This window comes from Gardnerella sp. KA00127 (assembly GCF_049244125.1).
Classification (GTDB): domain Bacteria; phylum Actinomycetota; class Actinomycetes; order Actinomycetales; family Bifidobacteriaceae; genus Bifidobacterium; species Bifidobacterium swidsinskii.
Genome location: NZ_CP058377.1, coordinates 1,548,341 through 1,572,452 on the forward strand (window position 1 = coordinate 1,548,341; position 24,112 = coordinate 1,572,452).

Below are 24,112 nucleotides of genomic sequence, written 5' to 3' on the forward strand. Positions count from 1 at the left end.
TAAAGTGGGTACCAAAAATGGCGGTATTTGGCGCTATATTTAACGCGACTTAAGCAAAATGAAGGTCGGCGACCACATCAGCGTGTCGAAATGCTACAAATTGCGAAGAATATTTACCGTAATTTTTGCAGCAGTGTCCGCATACTCGGAAATATCAAAAGTGTGAAAATCCTCGTATTTTGTATCCGCATTATCGCTCATTGCGCGCACAACAAGTGCAGGAACGTCGTTACGAGCAGCCACATGCAAGACTGCTGCGCCTTCCATTTCCACAGCATCCGCTTGAGTAGCTGCAATTACCTCCACTACTTTTTCTGGCGAATCAACAAAATATCCGCCGGATGCAATAGTGCCAGCGATATGCGTGATTTTCATATCGGTAAGCACTTTACTAGCTACTTTAAGAAGATAATCATCCGAATTAAATTCGCTTGCAAATGGCTTCCATTGACCGATTAAGCGCATATCGGTATCGAGATATTTTACAGTTTTTCCAAGAACAACATCGTTCGTATGCAAATTTTTATTAAGATTTCCTGCAATACCAGAAAAAATTACGACTTGAGGGTTATATGCGTCAATAAGATATTGCACAGTTGCAGCAGCATTAACCAGACCCATTCCGCCAACAGTAGCCGCGACTTCGATTTTACTGCCATTCGCCGAGTCAAGAGTGCCGCAAGATACATCAAGACTTGCAGAGTGATCGTGAGTCACGTTTTCAAGCGCACTGGCAATATGCGCAACTTCTTCCTCTAAAGCACCAACAACAGCGACTTTCGTAATTTTCTCAGTACTAGGCATTAGCAGAATCATCCTTTTTTACTTCGCTACTTACGCATTTATCGTTATTCTTAACCAAAAACACGCATACTAAAGTCATAATAACAAAAGTCAAAGTCGCAATTTTCAGCAATGCTCCGCACGTAAAATCAAACCAAGGATTCACAACAGGAACATTGAAAAACGCAATAATTTGATCCTGCAAAGCAAGAAAAGCAAAAAATCCAGCTATAAGAAGCACACAAACTAAAGTACCAACAATGCGACGCCATCCGCTAGCAAAAACAATTAAAGCAATCCCAGTTACAAACGGTATAAAAACGCTAAACCACAAAGCAGAAAACGTAACAAGCGTATACCCAGCGCTATGCGTGCCACGATACCATGCAAAAGCCAACAAAAGCACACCGTTGTAAATCAAAGCTAACAATATATAACGCACCACCGGTAATGCTTTACACATAAAACCTTTATTCGCTTTATTAGCTTTATTCAAGTCTTTGTTATACATTTCAACACACTCCCTTGTACGCAAAATATAATGCAAAAATAGGCGGCAAATACAGTAAGGAATATAAGCCAAGTAGAAATTAATTGAGATTATCTTACTACAATCTCTAATCTCTAAGCTCTACGGCGAGTTGCTACAGATTTAGCTAAAATTCTTAGCAAATTGGCAGTATCTTCCCAAGAAATGCAACGATCCGTAATAGACTTGCCGTATTCAAGCTCGCTAAGAGGAGCAGGATCTTGATTGCCGCCCTGCAAGAAGCTCTCCATCATAACGCCCTTAATACCCTGCTCGCCATCAGCCAAACGATCTGCAATCTCACGCACAACCTCAATCTGGCGACGCTCATCCTTGCCAGAATTACCATGCGAACAATCCACAACCACGCCGTTAGAAGCCATACAACCAGTGCCCAAGCGCAAACGAATCGAAGCAACAGCAGAAGCAACCGACGCAGCATCATAATTAGGACCCTTACTAGAACCGCGCAAAACCACATGGCAATCAGGGTTGCCAAGAGTCTGCACAGCACAAGCGCGACCAAGATGATCAATACCAAAGAACGTATGATGCTGGCTCGCAGCTAAGCAGCCATTTACAGCCGCAGAAACGGAACCATCCGTAGCATTCTTAAAACCAACCGGCATAGAAAGACCACTAGCAAGCTGACGATGAATCTGAGACTCAGTATTACGCGCACCAATCGCACCCCAGCTCACAGCATCCGCAATAAACTGAGGGCTGGTCGGCTCCAAAAATTCAGTAGCAGCAGCCAAACCAGCATCCAACACGCCGAGCAAAGTCTTACGCGCAAGCAACAAACCCTTATGAATATCATGCGTTCCGTCAATATCCGGGTCGTTAATCAAACCCTTCCAGCCAAGAGCTGTGCGCGGCTTTTCAAAATACACGCGCATAACAATAAGAAGCTCATCTTCAAGCTCCGAACGCAACTTAGCTAAACGACTCGCATAATCAAGAGCAGCCTTAGGATCATGCACAGAACATGGGCCAACAATAACCAACAAGCGATCATCTTCGCCATTCAAACAGCTACGAATCTCATCGCGCGACTCAGCAACAATATCCTGCGCATACGGCGACAATGGTAACTCACCAAGCACCTGAGCAGGAGTTGGCAAAGGCTCCAGCTCAAGCACGCGGCGGTTTATTATGCGATCCACGCCAACCTGGTCTTCCCAGCGCTGAAACTTCGCAGAATTAAGAGGGTTACGCCCCTCCTCAACTTCCTTCTTTACCGCGCGAGAAGTACGCTGCTCAGCTGTAGAAGCCATTTGTCACCATCCTATAAAAACTGTGCTTGGTGTGATCGGTGGGTGCGAGGAGAGAATCAACCTAACTTGGTGGGGTCGGTGTACGCATCTTGAAATAAAGATGCGTACACCGCCGAGCTTGCGTTGAAAGCACACCGTGCTTTCAACTTTGAGCAAGCTCGGCACATTAGGTTAGCTTGAAATCCTAATGATTTCAAGCTATGCTAATGCGCCCATTGGATCCCACGCCGGTAATACGATTGCTGGTTCTTCTAGGGCTTTGCGATATTCTTCCGGAAGCAGATTCTTCGGCACTGCAACTTCATACACGTACTCAGTGAACCAATCGTCACTCATCGTAAAGTAACCCTTATCTGCAATATCAGTGCCCCAAGAGTTCTCTACGCGCCAACGACGAGTAGTCGTACCATCATCAGCAACATCCACACCAGCAAAAGCCATAGCGTGATTCATTGCAGAATCAGCAAAACGCACACGCGCTTCCTTATCCAAATCAAAATCAACGCCATAAACGCGACCATACTCGAACAAATCAGTAGCCCAAGCGCCATTCTCGCGATCCATCATAGGATGGCAATCGGCACCAAACCACACTGGAATGCCCTTCTCAACCAAAATCTTACGCACGCAATCCTTCATAAACTGGTTTGGCACGTTCAAATACTCGGTTGCGTCTCCGCCAGCAACATTACCCAAGTGCTCAATAGCAATCTTCTTGCCCTTAGGATGTTCAGCGCGAGGATCGTCAACCAAGCACACATAATCCTCAAGACCAGCATTCACATACTTCTTCCAGAACTCAACTGGCGTAATCTCACCATCGCGATGGAACTTGCCGTCGCTATCAGTCCACTCCCAATCGAAGCTCTTAGGTGGCTCACCCAAGTGAATTGTCAAAATCCTGTGACCTGCAGCAGTAGCATCCGCAATAATCTCATCAATTTCAGTGGCATTCACATACATATGAGCAACAGCAGTATGCAAAAGCGCACGCAACTGCGTATTCATAGCACCAGTATTCTTAGAAGAAGCAGTTTCTGGGAACAAATCCTTAGGAACAGCACCATACTTCTTGTAAACGTTCATAGCCATGGTCCACTGGCCGCCATCGCCCATAACGTCATGCAACAAATGCTGAATCAAGCGAGAATCTGAAGGCTCACCTGCACGCACCAAAGCAGCAACATCCTTCAAGAAGTAGTTAATTCGCTCAAGCTTGTCGTAGTACATTGCGTAGTTTTGAGAAAACTCAAATTCCTTCAATCCAAGAGATTTCTTCGCAATGAAACGAGCCACGTTCAACGAGCTAAACAGCCAGCAACGGCCAGAACGATCCTGATGTGTTGCATCTCCGTTGTCAACAATGGTAGAAAAACGACGCTGCAATAAGCGCGCACGATCATAATTACGCGCGACTTTATCAATACCAGCAGCAGTCACACCATTCATAGCTAAACGGTTTAAAGGATTTGCGTCAAAATCCTCACGCAAACCTTGTAATTTTTCATCAGTTAGAGCAGTGATTTCAGTCACAATGCTACCTTTCCTGTTAATTATCAATATTTATTTCAAATATTTATTCAAATACCAGCACATTCTAGCGTACGATGTTTAAGCCAATCTACAAATTTTACAATATTTTCTTTATTGGTTATCTGTGTCTTGGTCTTCTTGAGACTCGTTAGCTTCTTCAGATTCAGCCAACGCAGCTTGAACATCTCGCTGAGCCTGCTTCGCATCTGCAGAAGATTGAGCATCCGACGAATCCTCATTATCGTCAGAAGCTTGCGCAACTTGTTGGTTTTGTTGAGCATCCCCAAAATCAAATCCAGAGAAAGCATTCGCAAACAGCGAACGCAATTCCGTAACGCGCTGCGTAATAGTTGCCTCACGATGCTGCAATTGGGTTAATCGAGTCGTCATGCCATCAAGCTCTTGCTGCGCTGCAGCTCTACGCTCTTCAACCTGAGCAGTTGCCTCCTGCATAGCTTTGCGCACAATATCAGCAGCCTGACTATCCGCAGCCTGATGCGTTTGCGCTGCATATTCGTCAGCTTCTTGATGAACAGTTTTTGCGCGATCAACCAAAGCATCTGCTTCTTCCTGAGCTGCTCTTTCTTTCTCTTTCAAACCAGAAAGCAAGGCATTGACTTTCTTTGTAGCTTCCTCCTGTTGAGCAGCAATATCTGCTCGAATCTGCTCAACTTCTGCACTAACTTGGCTTAACGTACGCGTGCGTTCAACTTGAGCATCATCTGCAATTTCTTGAGCTTTAGCAGCAGCAGCATCCGTAATTTCGCCAGCTTTGCGCTGTGCGTCAGCCATCATCTTCGAAGCGTGTTCGCGCATATCAGCAAGCTTTTTATTTGCTTCTGCAAGAGCAGATTCAATCTGATCGTTTGTTTCAGCTTTAGCACGTGCAATCTCTTCGTTTGCAGCCGCACGCTGCTCAGCAATTTTTTGCGCAGCTTCCGACTTAAGTTGCGAAATGCTGCTTTCTTGCTGAGCGCGCTCAGAAGCCATGCGCTTCGTATGTTCTTCTTGAGTGTTTTGTAAAGCTAATTCTGCAGCGTCTTTTTGAGCTTGCACATCTTTAGCAGTAGTATCGCGCAAACGTGCAGAATCTTCTTGTGCAGCTTGCATAAGTTGTGTCGACTTTTGCGTGGCATTGGAAAGCATTGTGTCTGCTTTAGTTTGTGCTTCTTGCATTAAATGTGCAGCATCCAGTTTTGCATTGTTCAGCAAAGTTCCAGCTTGTGCTTGTGCATTCTTTTTAATTGATGCAGCATCTTGCTTAGCGCGCTCAAGCAATTGAGAACTAGTCTGCTCTGCAGATGCCAGCAATTGTTGCGCATTTGCACCTAAGGATGCAAAAGTATTTCCGCTTTTTGCACGTTTTACATTATTTTTTTCTTCTTGCAATTGCGCTTGTAATTGCAAAATTGATTCATCGCTTGAACGCACTTGTTCACGCAGACGAGAAATAGTACGCTCATAGTTTGCAAATGCTTCATTTACCTTGTCTTTATCGTACCCACGCAACGCGGTTGGAAATAAATCAGCCACCATAATATTCCTTTCACAAGCCCCCACACAGCTGCACAAAACGCTGTGCTACACCATCAGAATCAACGCTATCACTTACAAGCAAAAAACACTCGTGTGTTGCGCACGTTTTTGCTAAGCTCACACAACTGCACTTACTACCTAGCTCAAATACAGTAATGTTTATATAGCATATGCGATTATTTGTCGCGAATTACTAAAGCAAGAAGTCTACCTTCATGCGATTTTCCAGCTAAACTAGCACGTCGATGAGAATACCATAGCGGATTTTCCAAAGTGCACATTGGGTTTTGCAAATTTTGCAAACGTTCCGGCAAAGACTCGCCTTCCCCATCTACTTCGCAAATCGTGCGCAATTCCTCATCTTCCTGCAAATATTGCGTAGCTGCAGTAACTCTTGGCAAAGCGTCAACAATATTCGCAACTCCTGCGAGCGCTAAATCAATGCGTGCAGCTTCAGCAATATCAATACCAATTCCACCGAAACGCGTTTTTGTTACAGTTTGCGGATAACGTTTTTCAAAATCGCGCGCAATACTCTCACCAACTTCGTAGCAATCTCCACAAATACACGGACCGAGCACTGCTTCTATACGAGAACGCTCAGCTCCCTTTTCGCACATTGCTTCGATGACAGCATCAAGCACTCCAGCCATCAATCCTTTTCGTCCACAATGCGCTGCAGCGATTACTCCAGCTTCGTCGTCCGCAAGTAAAACTGGCAAACAATCTGCAGCAAACATTCCTAATGCAAGCGAGCACGCAGTTGAAACTTGCGCATCTGCTTCAATTCTCAATTGCGAATCCGCAAAACCTGTTGCATCAAAGCCGTAAGAAGTATTCCATGAATCTACTACACTATCTGCGTCAAATACTTCTCTGCTATGAACTTGAGCAACAAGCGACAAGTCAGCTTGCAAAGCTTTTTGTAAAGCTGCGCGATTGCTTGCTACAGCCTCCTCACTATCTCCTGCGCGTCCGCCTAAATTAAGTGAAGCAAATGAACCTTCAGAAATTCCACCCAGTCTAGTAGTAAAAACTGCATGAGTGCGAGACCCTAACGGCACTGGAATGGTTACAGGAATTGGCGTACCATCCTCATCTTCGTGAGGCAATGGCATACCAGTTACGCTTGTTTCTTGCATTTTATTGTTTTCTTTCAGCCTAAATAAGCCAATTCTTCATTGCTTAATTGCAAATCGGAAGCTTTCAAACTATCTAAAATTGTAGCTGGTCTGTGAGCTCCAGGAATGACAAATATGTGATCGCCTTTAGCGAGCTCCCAAGCCAAAACTACTTGCTGATAACTTACGTTATGATCTTCAGCAACTTTGCGGAATGGATCGAAAAGATGCTCGTCATAAGGATGACGGAATCCACCTAATGGACTCCAGCAAACAAAAGCAATTCCAAGCTTTTCGCAATATTGCAACGTATCTTCATTCTCTAAATGAACTGGAGAATATTGATTTTGTACTGCTACTAGCTTTTCTCCTAAAATGTTGCGCGCAATATCGATTTGCTCCACAGAAGCGTTAGAAATACCGATTTCTCGAGCCACACCTTCATCAAGCAACTCTTGCATTGCTTCAATAGACTCATTGTATGGAACTTCTGGATCTGGCCTGTGGAAGTAAAGCAAGTCAATAGTGTCAACGCCTAGAGCCATTGCAGACTCTTTGGCATGCGCAATCAAATGCTCTGGCTTACCATCCTTACCCCACGTTGGTCGCCCGTCAGTAAAGTTACGGAAGTGACCGACTTTAGTAGCAACCAAAATAGAAGATTTGTCGCCTTTCCAGCTTTCTAAAGCCTCACGAACAAGCTTTTCGCCAGTTTGTTCTTCACCACCAGAGCAGTAATATGCCCAAGCTGTGTCAATATGCGTACAACCTGCATCAAGAGCTGCGTGAATTGTTTCAATTCCCATATCGTGACCAAGATTGTTTTCTATTGTCAATGGCATTTCGCCAAAACCAATAGCGGTTGTATCAAACGAACCTAATGCGCGATGCATAACCATATTTCACCCCTATTTTGTAAGTTTTATATTTTTCGTGAGTATTTATTATTGCATTACGCTACTTTACGCGGTCACAATATTTTACTACTTTTTATATTTTATTTTATTGCACAGATTGCATAAAACATTTAAATAGCTATCTAAAAGAAATGCCTCCAAACGCAAACGCAGCTTGAAGGCATTTCTACGAATATTTATTTTTATTTAGTATCTAGCAATAATTTTGCTTTAATACTATTTGCGCAATTAATCTTCCTCAAATGGATCAAAATCGCGACGCACGCGGCGACGAGGACGCTCTGCGCGCTCTTCGCGAGCCGAACGATACTCGTCATAGTGATCGTCATCAGCTGCATAACGCGGCTTTCTATCAGATACGCGACGATTTTCTGAATCTCGACGATTTGAGCGATCTTCACGGTCGTCACGATCTGCACGATCGTCACGGTCATCGCGATTTTCGTAACGATCGTCACGGTCATCGCGCACGCGGCGACGAGGACGCTCATCAAAATCGTTATCGCTGTAACGGTTATCGCGATCTGCACGATCTGCACGACGGTCGTCTCGACGAGTGTTGCGGTCATCATAACGGTTATCGCGATCCATGTATCGGTCATTTCGATCCATGCGATCTCGATCGTCACGGTCATCGCGCATGCGGCGACGAGGACGCTCATCGCGATCTGCACGATCCGCACGGTCATGATTATCGCGATCGTCACGGCGAGAACGACGGTAATCGCCACGAGAGTCACGAGAATCGCGATCGTCGCGAGAACTGCGGGAACGATTTTCACGCACTGCTGGAGCAGAAGATTCTTGATCTTCAAAACCTGGAATAGCCAAAGAAATCTTGCCACGCTCATCTACGCTTTGTACGATAACTTCAACATTATCGCCTTCCTTCAGCACATCTTCAACAGTGTCAATGCGCTCACCATTTGCTAAATTGCGAATCTGTGAAATGTGAAGCAAACCGTCAGTTCCAGGAGTCAAATTCACAAAAGCTCCAAAGCTTGTGGTCTTAACAACCTTGCCTGTGAAAGTTTCACCAGCTTTTGGCACACGAGGATTTGCAATAGAATCGATGATTCCCTTAGCTTTCTCAGCAGCTTCTCCGCCTTCAGAAGAAATGTAAACAGTACCGTCATCTTCAATAGCGATTTCAGCACCAGTTTCTTCCTGAATTTGGTTAATCATCTTGCCCTTAGGCCCAATTACCTCACCAATCTTGTCTACAGGAATTGTGGTTGTAATAATGCGTGGAGCGAATGGACTCATCTCAGCTGGGCAATCAATGCATTCGTTAATAACTTCAAGAATCGTTGCACGAGCTTCATGTGCCTGCTGCAAAGCGGCAGCTAAAATATCAGCTGGAATACCATCAAGCTTCGTATCGAGCTGCAAAGCAGTGATGAATTCAGAAGTACCAGCAACCTTGAAGTCCATATCACCAAATGCATCTTCTGCACCGAGAATATCAGTCAAAGTCTTGAAGATATGCTTTCCATCAACATCACCAGAAACTAAGCCCATAGCAATACCAGCAACTGGAGCCTTCAAAGGCACGCCAGCAGCAAGCAAAGAAAGCGTAGAAGCACAAACGGAACCCATAGAAGTAGAACCGTTAGAACCAATAGCTTCAGACACCTGACGAATAGCGTATGGGAACTCTTCGCGACCTGGCAAAACTGGAACCAAAGCCTTCTCAGCTAAAGCACCGTGACCAATTTCACGACGCTTTGGAGAACCAACGCGACCAGTTTCACCAGTGGAGTATGGAGGCATTTCGTAATTGTGCATATAACGCTTAGTCTGTGGACCAGAAAGCGCATCAACCTGCTGCTCCATCTTAAGCATATTCAAAGTAGTCACACCCAAAATCTGAGTTTCACCACGCTGGAAAAGTGCAGAACCGTGTACGCGAGGCACAACATCAACTTCTGCAGAAAGCGTACGAATATCGCGCAAACCACGACCATCAATACGATAATCTTCAGTCAAAATACGACGACGAACAATTTGACGCTGCAATTCTTTAAACGCATTGCCGAGTTCCTTTTCCTTTTCGGCTTCGTCCATATCAGTGAATTCTTCAGCGATTGCAGCACGCACGCCTTCCTTAATTTCAGCGATGCGATCTTGACGAGGAAGCTTTTCAGCAATAGAAAGAGCTTCATTCAAATCAGCATGAGCAATCTCGTCAATACGAGCATAAAGTTCGTCAGTATATTCTGGGAAGAGTTGGAATTCCTTAGTTTCCTTAGCTGCAATACGCTTCAACTCATTTTGAGCATCGCAAATAACCTTAATAAATGGCTTTGCAGCTTCCAAACCTCCGGCTACGACTTGCTCATCTGGCTTGGTTTGACCATCATTGTAAATCAAATTCCAAGCATTCTTACCAGCACCAGCCTCAATCATTGCAATAGCAACATCGCCGTTTTCAATCACACGACCAGCCACAACAATCTCAAATACTGCACGCTCGCGCTCACTCCAACGTGGGAAAGCAACCCACTGGCCATCAATCAAAGCCAAACGAACGCCAGAAACTGGGCCCTCAAATGGCAAACCAGAAATCATAGTAGATGCAGACGCCGCATTCAAAGCAATAACATCGTAAGCATCATCTGGATTAATTGCCAAAATTGTTTCAACAACTTGCACTTCGTTACGTAAAGTGTGTGGGAACAACGGACGCAACGGGCGATCAATAATACGGCATGCCAACGTTGCTTCGTTAGAAGGACGACCTTCACGGCGGAAGAACGAACCTGGAATCTTTCCAGCAGCATACATTTTTTCTTCCACATCAACAGTTAATGGGAAGAAGTCGTAATTTTCCTTCGGACTAGATCCTGCAGTCGTCGTCGACAAAATCATGGAATCGTCATCCAAATATGCGGCAACAGCACCATCTGCTTGCTGAGCAAGTCGACCAGTTTCAAAGCGTAGCGTACGCTTACCAAATGAACCATTATCAATAACGGCTTCTACAGCCTTAATTTCGGGACCCTCCACGGGTTCCTCCTTTTCTTAACTTACCTAATCAACCAACATGCGTAATAACATTGACGACTTCGCATTATTACTTATATGCGAATATTTGCACTCTTTGCAACACTTGCGTTACGTCAATATTTCGTAGTGTTTTTTGTTTCGGTTACTTCAATCATCCGTATTCAGTTATACATCAATCTTTAATTATTTTTTGAATTATTCGTTAATTCTTTTTAGTTATAAATTTTAAATATTGTTCACAACACTTACCCCAAATCTGTGAATATGTGAACAATTTTTATGCGTACACGTACCTGCGTACAGCACAAAGAATACAAAAGCCCGAGCTAAGCCCGGGCTACAAGACTATCGACGCAAGCCAAGTCGTTCAATCAAAGAACGATAACGGTTGATGTCAACACGCTTCAAGTAATCGAGAAGACGACGACGATCACCAACCATGAGCAACAAGCCACGACGAGAATGATGATCGTGCTTGTGCTCCTTCAAGTGCTCAGTAAGGTCAGCAATACGCTTGCTAAGCAAAGCGACCTGCACTTCTGGGGAACCCGTGTCACCCTCGTGCGTCGCGTATTCGTTGATAATGTTCTTCTTATCTTCAGCCGTTAATGCCACGGCGTCCTCCTTAATATCACTGCGCGGTGCCACAACCTTCTGCTGTAGCGCTCTCAATCCGCGGGCGTTACACGCCAAGTCTCTATCATACAACCACTTGCAAACAACTTATTTTCGCAAAATCCAAATATTACATTGCGGTCATAAAGCCACCAAATAACACAACTAGAATTGCCAAAACCTCAATTGCATAAAACATTATGAACGACGCCCAACTACGCGTAAGAACATTCAAAGCCGAGGTTTTAGGAACAATGACAAGCAAACCAACAAAAATGACAGCAAATACAGCTACTCCAATACCTGCAGAAATAATGCCAAGATTTGCCGCATTCGCTAAACCTGAAGCATGACCATAGACCACATACGTCGAATACCAGAAGCTCATGTTTAGCATGCATAATCCGGCAATAAGTTGTTCTAAAGCCAGAAAAACAGCAAACATTATCCGCCAAATCCAACGATGAGTGTCAATCAACGCCATAGCAAGACTTGTAAAAGCAGACACTGTGATTACCCACGAAATAAAAACAACACCTTGCGAAGATAATCCAGAGCAATGCGAAATAACCCACGAAGTATGACGAGCTGCCATAGTGCGACCAATCCAATACGGAATAACAATAGCGACAAGCAGAACGCCAAAATAAATCCACCAATTCTTTGGATTAGAATGCTTACGAGAAAAATCAGCAATCGACAAGTCTGTTTCCGGCAAACCAATGTTTACATATTCGTCAGGAATTTTGCTTTTCGAATCATCATTCTTTTTTAAAACTTCATTAGCATTGATTACACGAGCAGAACGTTTCCTAGGCTTTAGCGGAGCAAAACTTTGTGGATATTCACCATCATGCTCATCATTTAACTTCATACGTTACTTCTCCTGCCCATCTTTAATTGCCAAGCAATTTCTCAAGTTTTAACCATGCAACATTACATTACTAACTATTATTGTATGTTATAACGCAATTAACTGATAGCGTGTGCACAAAAAGTGTCAACCGTTTATGGCGACTGCTAGGCTCAAAATAACAGTTGTTTCGCTTGATTTTTAATTAACAAGCGTCACTAAATACGCAAAATTTATGACAGGACATTATGGGATTTATTCATTTTATTGTTAACCTACTCAAGGATCCACGCTCAGCTATTGCAAGTTGGATTGCAATGGGCACAGCTCCAGCATTAGGCCTTATTTTTCTCATTGTTTTTATTGAAACAGGCGTAGTATTCTTCCCATTCCTTCCAGGAGATTCACTTCTTTTCGCAGCAGGGTTTTTTGCAGCTCCTGACGCTCAAACAGGTCATAGCGCGCTTCCACTTCCACTATTACTTGCCGTAGTGTGGCTAGCCCCAATTATTGGCGATCAGTGCAATTACTTTATTGGTCATTTCTTCGGACGAAAGATTGTAGAATCCGGGAAAGTAAAAGCGCTCACTCCAGAACGAGTTGCAAAAACCGAAAAAATGATTGATAAATGGGGTCCGCTGGCAGTATTCTTGGGTAGATTCTTCCCATTCATACGCACTTTTATGCCGTTCATCTCCGGAATTTCTGGAATGCGTTGGATACGCTTCACACCATTTTCTGTACTAGGCGGTCTCGTTTGGTCGTCGCTTTTCACATTTCTTGGATATTTCTTCGGCAAGATTGATTTCGTACAGAAGAATTTTGAATTAGTAATTGTTGCAATTTTGCTTATCTCGCTTGTGCCAACTTTTATTGGTTTATACAAAGCGCACAAAGCAAAGAAAGCAGCAAAACTTAATAAAGAAAACAAATAAACTAGTATTTTAACTTACGACACTCAAGCACGCTGCACTACAAGAAATGTTGTTTTTATACAAGCTTTGTAGTACAGTGTGCAGAGTTGTCGTAAGATGATTTGTCTTAGACATTGGGGCTATAGCTCAGTTGGTAGAGCGCTTCGTTCGCATCGAAGAGGTCGTGGTTTCGATTACCATTAGCTCCACTGAGCCCACTGCATTCATTCCACCGCAGTGGGCTTTTTATTTTTCTCGCACAATGCCTGTCAAATCTAGCAAAACTAATTAGAATAGTTTACTGATTGCTAATTTTCTTTTTAAAAATAATGCTAATTCCTAATGCAGCACAAAGAATTGCTATAATTCCAGTGCCAATATAAGCCACAATTTCTATATAATTTACCGATTTTCGCTTAAAGGAATCAGCATTTTCAAAAGATTTTTCCGATTTTTTCACTTGCGAACGAGCTATCCAATCATCGTTATCGGAGCTATTGTCGGAATCATCATCTAAACCATCATCAGAACTATCAGCATCTTTACTCTCGCTATTTTTAGATTTTTTATCTGCTTCAGATTTTTTTACAAGCTTATTTGCAATAGAAACAATTTTTACATTTTTATATTGCAAAGTTGTTATATTTCCCGCATAATCTGCAGCTTTTACTAATACGTCGTGAGTAAAACCGTCTGGTTTTAGTTTTATAGATAAAACTGATTTATTCACATCTTTACCGCTCCAAATACGATTTGTTTTACCATCAACATCGATTGTTACATATTGCAATGCTATGTTATCTTTTGCACTAATACGTAAAATTTTTCCTTCTTTATTAGTGCGATAAGTAGAATTATTTTGCATATCAAACACTGTTGTGATTGGAGCAAGATTATCTACTGTAAATTGCACGGAAGCTGGTGCAAATTGCAACATTCCTTCCTTTTTGCTAACTGCACTTTCGCTACAAGAATGATTGCCTGCCTTGTCTACTGACATAATGCGCACACGATAATGAGCGTTATCGGCAAAATTCCGTTTAAAAATAGTGTAAGTCAATCGTTGCCAGCCACGATCTGTGCGACTGTTTACAGAAAAATCCTGTTTTGATAAAATCTTCTCTACACCGTCTTGCATAACACTAATTTTTGCAGGACTTGCCAGTCCGCTAGGATTGAGTTCTTCAATATGAATATCTTTAGCATTTTGCAATTGTTTACGATTCATTGCTTTAGTGGAACTATCTATACTAAATGAGGAACCGCTTCTATTTATAGAAAATTGCAACTTACCAGAAATAACATGATCTACTAAATCTTTAGCACTCCACTGAAGCTGATATACGTCATCGTCTTGAATTCCATTATAAAAACCTGCGTATTGCACACTTACGCTTTGCGAATCAGCTTTTCTAGACACAAAAGAACGCAATTCCTTAGCATATCGCATTCTTCTCAGCGAATACGTTACGCTTGCAGGTTTTAGCCAACGATCTTTTATAACTAATGTTGGAACTACAGCATGAGAATACGCTCCGCCTTGTTGCACTCCAGTAATAGAAACAGTTGGCGAAAGCGTATCAATAATGAATTTATTACTGATAGAAGAACTCGCATTACCCGATAAATCTTCAACACAATAGCGAACATCCCAAGAAGCATCCCCCGAAAAAGAAACATCAGCATACCACACGTTTGTATGCACACCATCGTTTTTAAAGCTTTTAGCTGTAAGTACCATAACCTGCTTACCATCAGCAAAAACTTTCGCAATAGGATAAGAATCGTGAAGCAAATACGAGAAAACGAACGAATCATCCTGTATTAATATTCTTGAAGCTCGATTATTACGAAAATATTTGCCTTCATACGATGCGTTGTTGTCATAACTAACACTCAAGCGAGGAACAGTTTTGTCAATAACAATATATCTTGGACGCTTGCTATAAGAATTATCTTTTGTTAAATCTGAAGCATTCAAAACTGAATCAGGAATACTTAATATTGGCTTACGAGAGCGCAATTTGTTGCCAGAAAGTTTACTTTCATTAGAAATATAGTTAGTTTGCTTTGAAACATGAGAATTAGAGTCAACTCCTCCCCATATGCGTTTAGGATGCATTGTTACAGCAGCAAGTCTTATAGAGATATCTTGCAAATCGTATATTCCTTCTTTTTGCAATTCAACTCTTACTATTCCTAATACTCGAGGTCGGATCTTATAACGAATATTAACTAGCGACGACACCGCCTCAATCTTAGCTAAATCAACTTTGGCACTCACTATTTGATATCTTCCAACGCTAACAGTAGCTTTATGCGCGTTCCTAATTTCCGAAGCGTCCAATCCATCAAAAGTTATAAGTAGCGAAGCAGCACGTTTAGTAAACATGTACTCGCCTTGAGTGCGAACAGTTTTCTGTTTTGTCATAACAGAAACATTTGCTATATGCAATCCTTTGGCTGCGTTATAGCTGCTTTTTGCATACGCAATAGAATTAAGTGGCAATAATGCAACAACTATAGCAGCACTAATAAATACAATAATCCCAATATAAACGCCAATGCGAGCGCAGCCGCATTTAAATCGCTTGAAAAACCACATATCCCCCAAATTTCTTTGTTTACACATTTATTCCCTCCTTTTTATTATTCCTTTTATTTCTTTTATTTCTTTTGCAAAAAAGCTAGATTAATTTCGTCTTGAACTTTTTTGACGCTATCGATTGCGTTTTTCTTTCTACTTACAGCCTCATCATTTGACGCATGCGCTTGTTTAAGAAGATATTCTGCCTTGTCGCACATTTGCTGAATCTCTTGTTTACTGGCTCCGCTTTCTAGGAACATCGGCAACCACGAATGAATTGATTGCAAAACTAGTTCTCCAGTATCCACAAATAAAACGTCTCCGTGATCTTTCTCAACAATTTGCATTAGCTGCTGTAATTGATTCACATAATTTTTATACGTTTCTACGCTTGCACAATCTTTAGAAACATCAACAAGTTGCGCATAAGCGTCAGAAATAGCGATGTACGCGCTTAACATTTTTTGATTTGAAACAGTATGCGATATGCCATCAGAATTAGTTTCTACAGCTTGCGAAGACGCTTTATTCGCATCTTTCTCATATTTTTGAGCCTCTTGGAACCATACTTTTGCTACTCGCATACGAGATAATCGTTCTGTTTGCGAAACTTTTCCAGAAAATCCTGCAAAATAGTACCAATACGCTTTGCCTATTTCTATAGAAATATTCAACCAATCTTTATTTACAGGACGCAAGTTTTGCTCGTATTTATTAATCAAACCAACAAAACATTGCTCTTCGTTGGCACTCCATTGCTGATCTGCAAGTTGAATTTGCAATAAAATTTGGAGAGGTTTAAATGATATTTTGCTTATATATTTCTTCTTGATCATACTATTTTGCACTTGCATTGCATGAGAAATATAGCGACACGCAATATCCGAATTGCTTTCGCGCTCAGCTAATTGCATGTAAGAATCGTAGCTTTTATTATTTTTGCGTATTTCCTCAATTCTTTTACTACTTGGCTCACCATCAAAAGATTGCTTATTTCGATTTACAAAAGCATTCCCAACAAATAAACCTAAGCAGTTGAATAAAATTACTATAAAAACTAGTACTACAACAATTAATGCCGTAATTGCATAGCGCTTTTTTCTAGGCTTAAAACTATTTTTGCATTGTTTGCGTCGCAATACATTCGTAGAGGTGTCGCATTGTTGCGAATGCTTTTCTGTATGCTCACACGCTTCCAGTGCAGAAAACATTTCGTCGCAATCTTTATATCTATGAGATGGTTTAGTAGCTGTAGCTATTGCGAGCACAGACACTAATTGTTCTACTACTTCACGATTCTCATGAGGCAATAGTACAGCAGATTGCACGTTTGTTTTAGGCACTTCAGTTGGTAATAATGCGTAACGCAATGTCATTCCAATCGAATACACATCGCTTGAAGTAGTTGCTGCAGAGTTTTCGTTCAAAATTTCAGGAGCGGTAAAAATATTAGTAGCAAATCGCGCGTCGCACTGGTCTATTGTGCGCAAATCAAGCACTCCCCCGTTTGCATATAATTGCGTTGCAGCACCAAAATCAATCAAACGGACTGTGCCATCTTCTGAAATCATAACCTGAGAAGGCTTAAGATCACCGTATATAATTGGCGGATAATGCGAATGTAAATAAGAAAGTATTGAGCAAAGTTGCATACCTAAATCAAGAACAGTTTCAACATTTTGCAATCCAGATTCTTCTACAATAGATTTTAAAGAACGTCCCTTTACATAATCGCGAACAGCATAAGCTCTACCATTTTCTTCAAAAAAATCAACAATTCGCGGAATAGCTGGATGATCGCATTCCTTTAAAACATTCGCTTCAGCGCGTAAGGATTGAATAATATGTTGTTGATACTCTTCATCTCCTTGCAGAAGCGTTTCTTTAACAGCCCATTGCTTGTGCAAAACGGTGTCAACAGCAAGAAACACTGTTGAAGTGCCACCACGCCCCAGCTCACCAAGCAGCTGATAGCGTCCGCCTACACAAACCATCGTTACGCCTCCGCAATATTGAAAACTCCAACTACTCATCAAATATTTCAGTTAATTTTTTGAGTAATTGAATTACAGTTGCGACTACTGTACCGATAAATTTATGCGTAAAAAAGCTTTTTATAGCATTGTGGATAAAAGCTTATAAACCTACAAAACTCACGTTTTGTAGAAGAAGTAGAAGAATATATCAGTCGATATTAGCACCCAATGCTAAAAGTTTGCCTCTAAAATCTGCATATCCTCGATCAATTAGCGAAATTCCACGCACATTCGACGGACCTTGAGCAGTAAGAGCTGCAATCAAATGGCTAAAGCCTCCGCGCAAATCAGGTACATCAATATCTTGACCTGTCAACGGAGTAGGTCCGAAAATCACTGCAGAATGCTTGTAATTGCGCTGCTGGAATCTGCAAGGAAGCGAACCTAAGCATTCACGATAAAGCTGAATCATAGCTCCCATTTGCACAAGTGGCTTCGTGAAACCAAAACGATTTTCATAAACAGTTTCATGCACAATACTCAAGCCCTTCGCTTGAGTAAGCGCAACGACAAGAGGCTGCTGCCAATCAGTCATAAAACCAGGATGTACATCGGTTTCAATAGCAACCGGATGCAAATCCCCACCCGGATGCCAGAAACGAATTCCTTTATCTGTAACATCAAATTGTCCGCCAACTTTACGGAACACATTTAAGAAAGTCATCATTTCTGGCTGAGTTGCGCCCTTAATAAACACATCTCCGTGTGTTGCAAGAGCAGCAGAAGCCCAAGAAGCTGCTTCGATGCGATCAGTTAATGACGTATGAGTGTATCCTTGAAGCTCTTTTACTCCCTCAATACGGAAAGTACGGTCAACATCTACAGAAATAATCGCACCCATCTTTTGCAAAACGGCTACCAAATCCATAATTTCTGGCTCAATTGCAGCTCCGGAAAGCTCTGTACGACCTTCTGCAAGAACCGCTGCAAGCAAAGTCTGTTCGGTTGCGCCGACAGAAGGATAAGGCAAATGAATTTTAGTGCCATGTAAGCCATTAGGTGCAGTAATATGAATACCATCTTCGTGATCTTTATCTACATTTGCACCAAGTTTACGCAACGTCTCAAGATGAAAATCAATTGGACGGCCACCAATATTGCATCCTCCAAGCGCAGGAATAAACGCTTCTCCAAGACGATGAAGAAGAGGACCAGAGAAAAGAATTGGAATACGAGACGAACCAGAAAGAGTGTCGACGTCAGCTACATCTGCGAGCTGCACTTTTGTGGCATCAATTGTCACAATGCCTTCAGGTCCATTAACTTCAACGTCAACACCATGCAAACGCAACAAATCAGAAACTACATGAACATCGCGAATTTCAGGAACGTTTTTTAGAACAGACTTGCCAGGTGCCAACAAAGCTGCAACCATAGCCTTGCTAACAAAGTTTTTTGCGCCACGCACTTTAATAGTGCCATTAAGCGGCTTACCACCTTCTACATGCAACACATCTGCAGCGTCAATGCCACTATTGTTGTTCTGTTCAGCCGTATTGTGTGCGGACACATTTACCTCTTTCGTTCGCGCTAAAACACTATTCACTATAATACCGGCATATTTGCCAACGCGCTCATGCAATCTATTAAAACTGATTAAATTAGCGCGTAGATCGTTGACGCCATCGACGAATCAATCTAGTAAGTAATGATGGTTTACGTAATAAATCCACTTCTGGCAATTCATGCTCAGATTCAGCTGTAAGAGCATAAGTATAGGCTTTTTTGGAAGAAGGTTTGCCAACAAGATTCCCAAATTCAAGCATTTGCGTACGCGGTTCAAACGGGTGACGAATATCAAATTCGAGCAAGCGCACGCCTCTTTTAGCAGGTTCAGGGCCGTAAGATCCAAAACCACATGTAGGAGTGGCAACAAATAGCATATTACTCTCGTGATCTTTAGCTGCGAAAGAATTGCGGTGATCGTGACCGGCAATTAGCGCAAAAGCTCCTGCATCAAGCAAAGCAGCGTATTCACCACTATCGACGTCAGGGCAGCTGATTCCTTCACCTAAATACCCATCGGGCAGAACATGTTTTTCGTCAAGAGCATAATAGCGACCAGCAAAAGTACGATACCCTTCAATAGCATGTTCGCGCGCAGCAAGTTCTTGCGGAACTTCACGAAGAACACGATAATATTGCGGCAATGGAAAATGCTGAAAAACGCAAATATGCTCAGGCAAATAAGAAGGAAGACCAGAAATAAACTCAATAGTTTTTTTAGAAGGGCTACCATATCCGCCGGATTTAGCATAATCTCCAGAATCAACTAAAACTATTGAAAAAACAACCTTTTCATGCTTTTCATCCATAACAGGCAAGGCAAAAGTACCAGGCTCACATGTAAAAATAATCTGCTTTGGCAACACACATTTTGTCGATTGCATAGCACTTGCAGAAGATACATTAGAAGCACTGCGATTCATGCAACATGGAAAATCTTGATATATCTTATCAAGCTCTTCATTACTCAGACCGCACTGGAAATCATGATTCCCATAAGTAACAACCCACGGAATACTGCGATCTTCTAGTGGCTTCATTAACTTAGCAACAAATTCGTGCACCTTATCAACCAATTGCTTCTTATCAGAAGCTGAAATATTGGAAGATTCCTGCCAGCGTCTACGCTGAAAAGTTTTTGCAAATACTCTTTCATAACCTGCAATCTGGTTTCCAGTAAAAACTACAAGATCTGGTCGCACAGCATCGCAAGCAGAAGCAATAAGTCGAATAGTATCTTGTGAAATACGTAACCCATCTTGAACATCTGCACACTGAAGCACCCGGAATTTACCAGAAAGATGGAACTGCAAACGTCCTAAACGCGCCGAAACAGATAAAGGAAGTGCCGCAGATACATGAGCTTCAGATTGTGCAGAATCAGTCATACTTTAAGCATACGGCAGATATGCCGCGACTCACTCAATTTTGTGCGCAAGTTTACATAAATTATTTACATTCAAAAATACTAAATTAAGCAAATACTGATAATAAATAACCTAAAGGCGATAAAAACGTGCAATTTCAGTAAAATAGTTACAAATTCACAGACAATTCACAGGTAATCGCATTACTGCACTCAGCATAAGGTGGTTATTATATATACATCAAAAGGAAATAAACTACAAGCAAGTAGTTGAATTTGACTTTAATAACTTAACCTCTCTTCTTCTCTTCTTTCTCTAACCCCGGTCACGCACTGGGGTTTTTGATTTTAAGGCTACATAAGAAGCGTGCGGCAAGCGTGGTAAACGGGAGTAAACGGCAAAAACTGAGCATGTATGTAAAGAAACTGCCGCTTTCACGCCAACAAGCGGCAGAAACTTTACAGCCATGTAAAGAAAAGGTCGCGCGCTGAGACAAATCGCAGTAATACAGATAGATAACAAAAAAGCCCTCGTTCTACGAGAGCTATTCGCTGGGGTACCTGGACTCGAACCAAGAATGGATGAACCAGAATCACCTGTGTTGCCAATTACACCATACCCCAATTGACAAGCTTCGCGGCTCTTGGAACCGTTCCGTCTTCGTACCCCCGACCGGATTTGAACCGGTGTTGGCGCCGTGAGAGGGCGTAGTCCTAGACCGCTAGACGACGGGGGCTTTCATTTATCAGCTACGCCTCTTGACGCAACAAATAGCGACTTTACAACATAAAGCAAATACTTGCAACCGCGGCGTGTCGAAAATATATTAAGCATAAAACAAATAAAAAGGCGGAAATGCAGCAATAGTGCCACACTTCCGCCTTATTCAAATTTTATTTGCGCTTATAAATTATTGGTGATTTACAAATGCTCGCGTAAACCAGCCAAACGCGCCAAAGTCACGTCTTTGCCCACGATTTCCATGGACTCAAACAGTGGAGGCGAAACGCGACGACCAGAAAGTGCAACTCGCACAGGGCCAAACGCCAAGCGCGGCTTGTAGCCAGCTTCCTCAACAAGCTTCTTGTTCAAAAGCTCGTGCAAGGAATCAGTATGCCAATCAGCAGCATCAACGTCCTTCAAGGCAGCGAGCGCAGCGTCAAGAACCTCTCCTGCAGATTCCTTCAACTGCTTACGAGCGTCGTCATCTGGAGCAATGTAGCCATCTTCACTTAACAGGCTGCCAACCATTCCAGCGACCTCGCCAAGCAAACGCACGCGAGGCTGTACAAGAGGTGCAGCAGCGGTGAGTACTTCACGCTCGCGGTCAGTTAACGCATCCCAATTATCCGCACTAACTACGCCATCCTTATGCAAGTAAGGCACAGAACGGTTCAAGAAATCTTGAGGCTCAAGCATGCGAATATGCTCAGCGTTAATCGAAATTGCTTTATCCAAGTCAAAGTGTGCAGGATTTGCCTTAACGTCGCGCACATCGAACTTTTCAACCATCTCGTCCATAGTGAACACGTCACGATCAGGCGCAATAGACCATCCAAGCAAAGCCAAGTAATTCAGCAAGCCTTCTGGAATAAATCCGTTATCCCTATGCAAGAACAAGTTGGACTCAGGGTCTCTCTTAGAAAGCTTCTTCTTACCTTCGCCCATAACGTAAGGCATATGTCCGTAAAGCGGAGTTTCCTTAGCAATACCCATCTCCATAAGATAACGGTACAGCACAATCTGACGAGGTGTGGAGCTCAAAATATCCTCACCGCGCAAAACCACATTCACATCCATTAACGCATCGTCAACAGGGTTCGTAAGCGTATAAAGTGGATCGCCATTCGGACGCACAATCACATAATCTGGAACAGATCCGGCTTTAAAAGTAATTTCACCACGAATTAAATCGTTAAAAGTAATGTCTTCATTTGGCATCTTCAAGCGAAGTGCAGGTTTGCGACCTTCGTCGCGGAAAGCTTGCTTCTGTTCTTCCGTAAGATTGCGATCGTAGCCATCGTAACCAAATTCAGCAGGACGGCCAGCAGCAATATTACGCTCCTTAATTTCTTCAGGAGTAGAGAAGGATTCATAAGCGTATCCTGCTTCAAAAAGCTTTTGTGCTACGTCTTTATAAATTTCCATGCGCTGGGACTGGCGATACGGTCCGTTATCTCCGCCAACATCAATGCCCTCGTCCCAATCAATATTGAGCCAACGAAGAGCCTCAATAATCTGCTGGTAGCTTTCCTCACTATCGCGCTCATTATCGGTATCTTCAATACGGAAAAGCAATTTGCCGTGAGTATGGCGAGCCTCCGCCCAGTTAAATAGCGCGGTACGAACCATACCTACGTGAGGTGTACCGGTTGGCGAAGGGCAAAAACGCACGCGAACATTCTTTGGAAGTTCAGGCTTTGCGGATTTTGTTGCATTATTAGCAACTTCTTGAGTTTCCTCGATATCAGTCATAGGTTCCATTGTGCCGCGCGTTACGGACGTGCAGCATTCGCATCAAACATAAGTCAACCTAAAAACTAATCAAGTGCCTGCGTAGATTCTTTATTACCCTCAACGTGCGCAAACTTCGCAGCAAGAGCCTCGCGGGACTTTCTATCATCCTCTTCTTTTGCGAGCTTCTTCGCAACTTCAGGATCCCACAGCACGTCTTCACGATGCTTTCCCCACTCTGAAATAAGCAGCGGCGAAATAAAATTGACCAACGCACTTATATCGCCACTTATATCACAATTACACTTATCGCTAGAATTGCGCACACAATCAACAATCTCACGCCATTGAGCATCCTTGAACATCATTCGCGGCAAACCAGCACACTCACATATTTCGTTAATATATAAGAAGATTGGTAAAGTTTCGCAAATCTCGTTAGTTTTTTTAATTAGATTTGTTAATAAGCTTAAAACTACAATAATTTTTTGCATTTCCAATGATTTATTTTCATAACAAGAAACCATTTGTTTCGCATAATTAATTGCAAAGTCAATATCGTTAATACTCCAATTACCTTCAACATTTAACGTATCGGCTGCTGCATTTATTGCATTAGAATCTTCGGCAGAATGAGATGCAATCTTACTAAAAATAGAATTTATATTATTACTATTTTCTAGTATTGCTTCTTCTGCTTCATCATAGTTAGGCTCATAGCATGAATCCATATTGTCGTAAGCATCGGCGGCAGCAAGTAGCGCGTCTACTATTTCTTGCGGACGTCCAGGAATTTCATCCGCACCTTCATACACAAATTCAGCATCCGGCACAGTAACATCAAGATTCGTGAGTATTCGTGCTATTGCTCGCATTGAGCGCACCTCAAGATTTTCCGCATATTTTGCGTCGTTATCTAAGTGTCGCGCTTCCGTCAATGGCCATAATTCCGTTAGTTTTGCGGCAGATTGCGCTGCATCATTCAGCATTAGCATACTTTTTTCATTATTTTTAATATCTTCAGAATCTTTGACAGAATCAACAGAACTAACCATTTCAATGCTCCTTCGCATTA

The 24,112-nt window shown here is 42.4% G+C and carries 17 protein-coding genes and 3 tRNA genes; 2 read left to right on the forward strand and 18 right to left on the reverse strand.

Annotated elements, in window-relative coordinates; translation table 11 throughout:
- Nucleotides 1–93: 93 nt before the first annotated feature.
- The 10 genes from mtnN to HXT48_RS06415 form a co-directional block, all read right to left on the reverse strand.
- Entirely contained in the window at nucleotides 94–804 is a 711-nt protein-coding gene (mtnN, locus tag HXT48_RS06370; protein WP_421793038.1) for a 5'-methylthioadenosine/S-adenosylhomocysteine nucleosidase, read from the reverse strand.
- Nucleotides 797–1,294: a hypothetical protein gene (locus HXT48_RS06375; RefSeq protein ID WP_012913803.1), complete on the reverse strand. Its 498-nt coding sequence runs from the start codon at nucleotides 1,292–1,294 to the stop codon at nucleotides 797–799. Before HXT48_RS06375 ends, mtnN begins: the two co-directional genes overlap by 8 nt.
- Nucleotides 1,295–1,407: 113 nt before the next feature.
- A complete protein-coding gene (locus HXT48_RS06380) occupies nucleotides 1,408–2,589 on the reverse strand; it encodes a 3-deoxy-7-phosphoheptulonate synthase (RefSeq protein WP_421793039.1) in 1,182 nt (393 codons plus the stop codon).
- Between the two features lie 198 nt (nucleotides 2,590–2,787).
- The gene (locus HXT48_RS06385) at nucleotides 2,788–4,122 is read right to left on the reverse strand and encodes a C1 family peptidase (protein WP_064621721.1); all 1,335 of its coding nucleotides are present in this window, start codon (nucleotides 4,120–4,122) and stop codon (nucleotides 2,788–2,790) included.
- 111 nt (nucleotides 4,123–4,233) lie between these two features.
- Nucleotides 4,234–5,658, reverse strand: a complete 1,425-nt coding sequence (locus HXT48_RS06390; RefSeq protein ID WP_064622115.1) for a hypothetical protein — start codon at nucleotides 5,656–5,658, stop codon at nucleotides 4,234–4,236.
- A 176-nt stretch (nucleotides 5,659–5,834) separates the two neighbouring features.
- Nucleotides 5,835–6,800, reverse strand: a complete 966-nt coding sequence (locus HXT48_RS06395; protein WP_064622117.1) for a polyphenol oxidase family protein — start codon at nucleotides 6,798–6,800, stop codon at nucleotides 5,835–5,837.
- Between the two features lie 14 nt (nucleotides 6,801–6,814).
- Nucleotides 6,815–7,678: an aldo/keto reductase gene (locus tag HXT48_RS06400; RefSeq protein ID WP_076002605.1), complete on the reverse strand. Its 864-nt coding sequence runs from the start codon at nucleotides 7,676–7,678 to the stop codon at nucleotides 6,815–6,817.
- 246 nt (nucleotides 7,679–7,924) lie between these two features.
- The gene (locus HXT48_RS06405; protein ID WP_004109771.1) at nucleotides 7,925–10,705 is read right to left on the reverse strand and encodes a polyribonucleotide nucleotidyltransferase; all 2,781 of its coding nucleotides are present in this window, start codon (nucleotides 10,703–10,705) and stop codon (nucleotides 7,925–7,927) included.
- Between the two features lie 345 nt (nucleotides 10,706–11,050).
- On the reverse strand, nucleotides 11,051–11,320 hold the full coding sequence (rpsO, locus tag HXT48_RS06410; protein WP_004109774.1) for a 30S ribosomal protein S15: 270 nt from the start codon (nucleotides 11,318–11,320) through the stop codon (nucleotides 11,051–11,053).
- A 130-nt stretch (nucleotides 11,321–11,450) separates the two neighbouring features.
- The gene (locus HXT48_RS06415; protein ID WP_004109776.1) at nucleotides 11,451–12,194 is read right to left on the reverse strand and encodes a hypothetical protein; all 744 of its coding nucleotides are present in this window, start codon (nucleotides 12,192–12,194) and stop codon (nucleotides 11,451–11,453) included.
- Between the two features lie 227 nt (nucleotides 12,195–12,421).
- On the opposite strand from HXT48_RS06415, the gene HXT48_RS06420 reads away from it, so the two are divergent.
- Together HXT48_RS06420 and HXT48_RS06425 are read left to right on the forward strand one after the other, a co-directional pair.
- Nucleotides 12,422–13,108 carry a DedA family protein gene (locus HXT48_RS06420; RefSeq protein WP_004109778.1) on the forward strand — a complete coding sequence of 229 codons (687 nt, stop codon included), beginning with the start codon at nucleotides 12,422–12,424 and terminating at the stop codon, nucleotides 13,106–13,108.
- A gap of 115 nt (nucleotides 13,109–13,223) precedes the next feature.
- Nucleotides 13,224–13,296 (forward strand) — tRNA-Ala (locus HXT48_RS06425).
- Between the two features lie 89 nt (nucleotides 13,297–13,385).
- Here HXT48_RS06425 and HXT48_RS06430 read toward each other — a convergent pair.
- The 8 genes from HXT48_RS06430 to HXT48_RS06465 form a co-directional block, all read right to left on the reverse strand.
- Nucleotides 13,386–15,719, reverse strand: coding sequence for a hypothetical protein (locus tag HXT48_RS06430; RefSeq protein ID WP_064621460.1), 2,334 nt, complete (start codon nucleotides 15,717–15,719; stop codon nucleotides 13,386–13,388).
- A 35-nt stretch (nucleotides 15,720–15,754) separates the two neighbouring features.
- Nucleotides 15,755–17,668, reverse strand: coding sequence for a serine/threonine protein kinase (locus HXT48_RS06435; protein ID WP_102155469.1), 1,914 nt, complete (start codon nucleotides 17,666–17,668; stop codon nucleotides 15,755–15,757).
- A gap of 190 nt (nucleotides 17,669–17,858) precedes the next feature.
- The gene (gene murA, locus HXT48_RS06440; RefSeq protein ID WP_004109784.1) at nucleotides 17,859–19,220 is read right to left on the reverse strand and encodes a UDP-N-acetylglucosamine 1-carboxyvinyltransferase; all 1,362 of its coding nucleotides are present in this window, start codon (nucleotides 19,218–19,220) and stop codon (nucleotides 17,859–17,861) included.
- A 91-nt stretch (nucleotides 19,221–19,311) separates the two neighbouring features.
- Nucleotides 19,312–20,604, reverse strand: a complete 1,293-nt coding sequence (locus HXT48_RS06445) for a metallophosphoesterase (RefSeq protein WP_102155474.1) — start codon at nucleotides 20,602–20,604, stop codon at nucleotides 19,312–19,314.
- Between the two features lie 530 nt (nucleotides 20,605–21,134).
- Nucleotides 21,135–21,206 (reverse strand) — tRNA-Gln (locus HXT48_RS06450).
- Between the two features lie 40 nt (nucleotides 21,207–21,246).
- Nucleotides 21,247–21,319: transfer RNA gene (locus HXT48_RS06455), tRNA-Glu, on the reverse strand.
- A gap of 185 nt (nucleotides 21,320–21,504) precedes the next feature.
- The gene (gene gltX / locus HXT48_RS06460) at nucleotides 21,505–23,067 is read right to left on the reverse strand and encodes a glutamate--tRNA ligase (RefSeq protein WP_116431948.1); all 1,563 of its coding nucleotides are present in this window, start codon (nucleotides 23,065–23,067) and stop codon (nucleotides 21,505–21,507) included.
- A 56-nt stretch (nucleotides 23,068–23,123) separates the two neighbouring features.
- On the reverse strand, nucleotides 23,124–24,092 hold the full coding sequence (locus tag HXT48_RS06465) for a hypothetical protein (RefSeq protein WP_102704517.1): 969 nt from the start codon (nucleotides 24,090–24,092) through the stop codon (nucleotides 23,124–23,126).
- Nucleotides 24,093–24,112 lie beyond the last annotated feature (20 nt).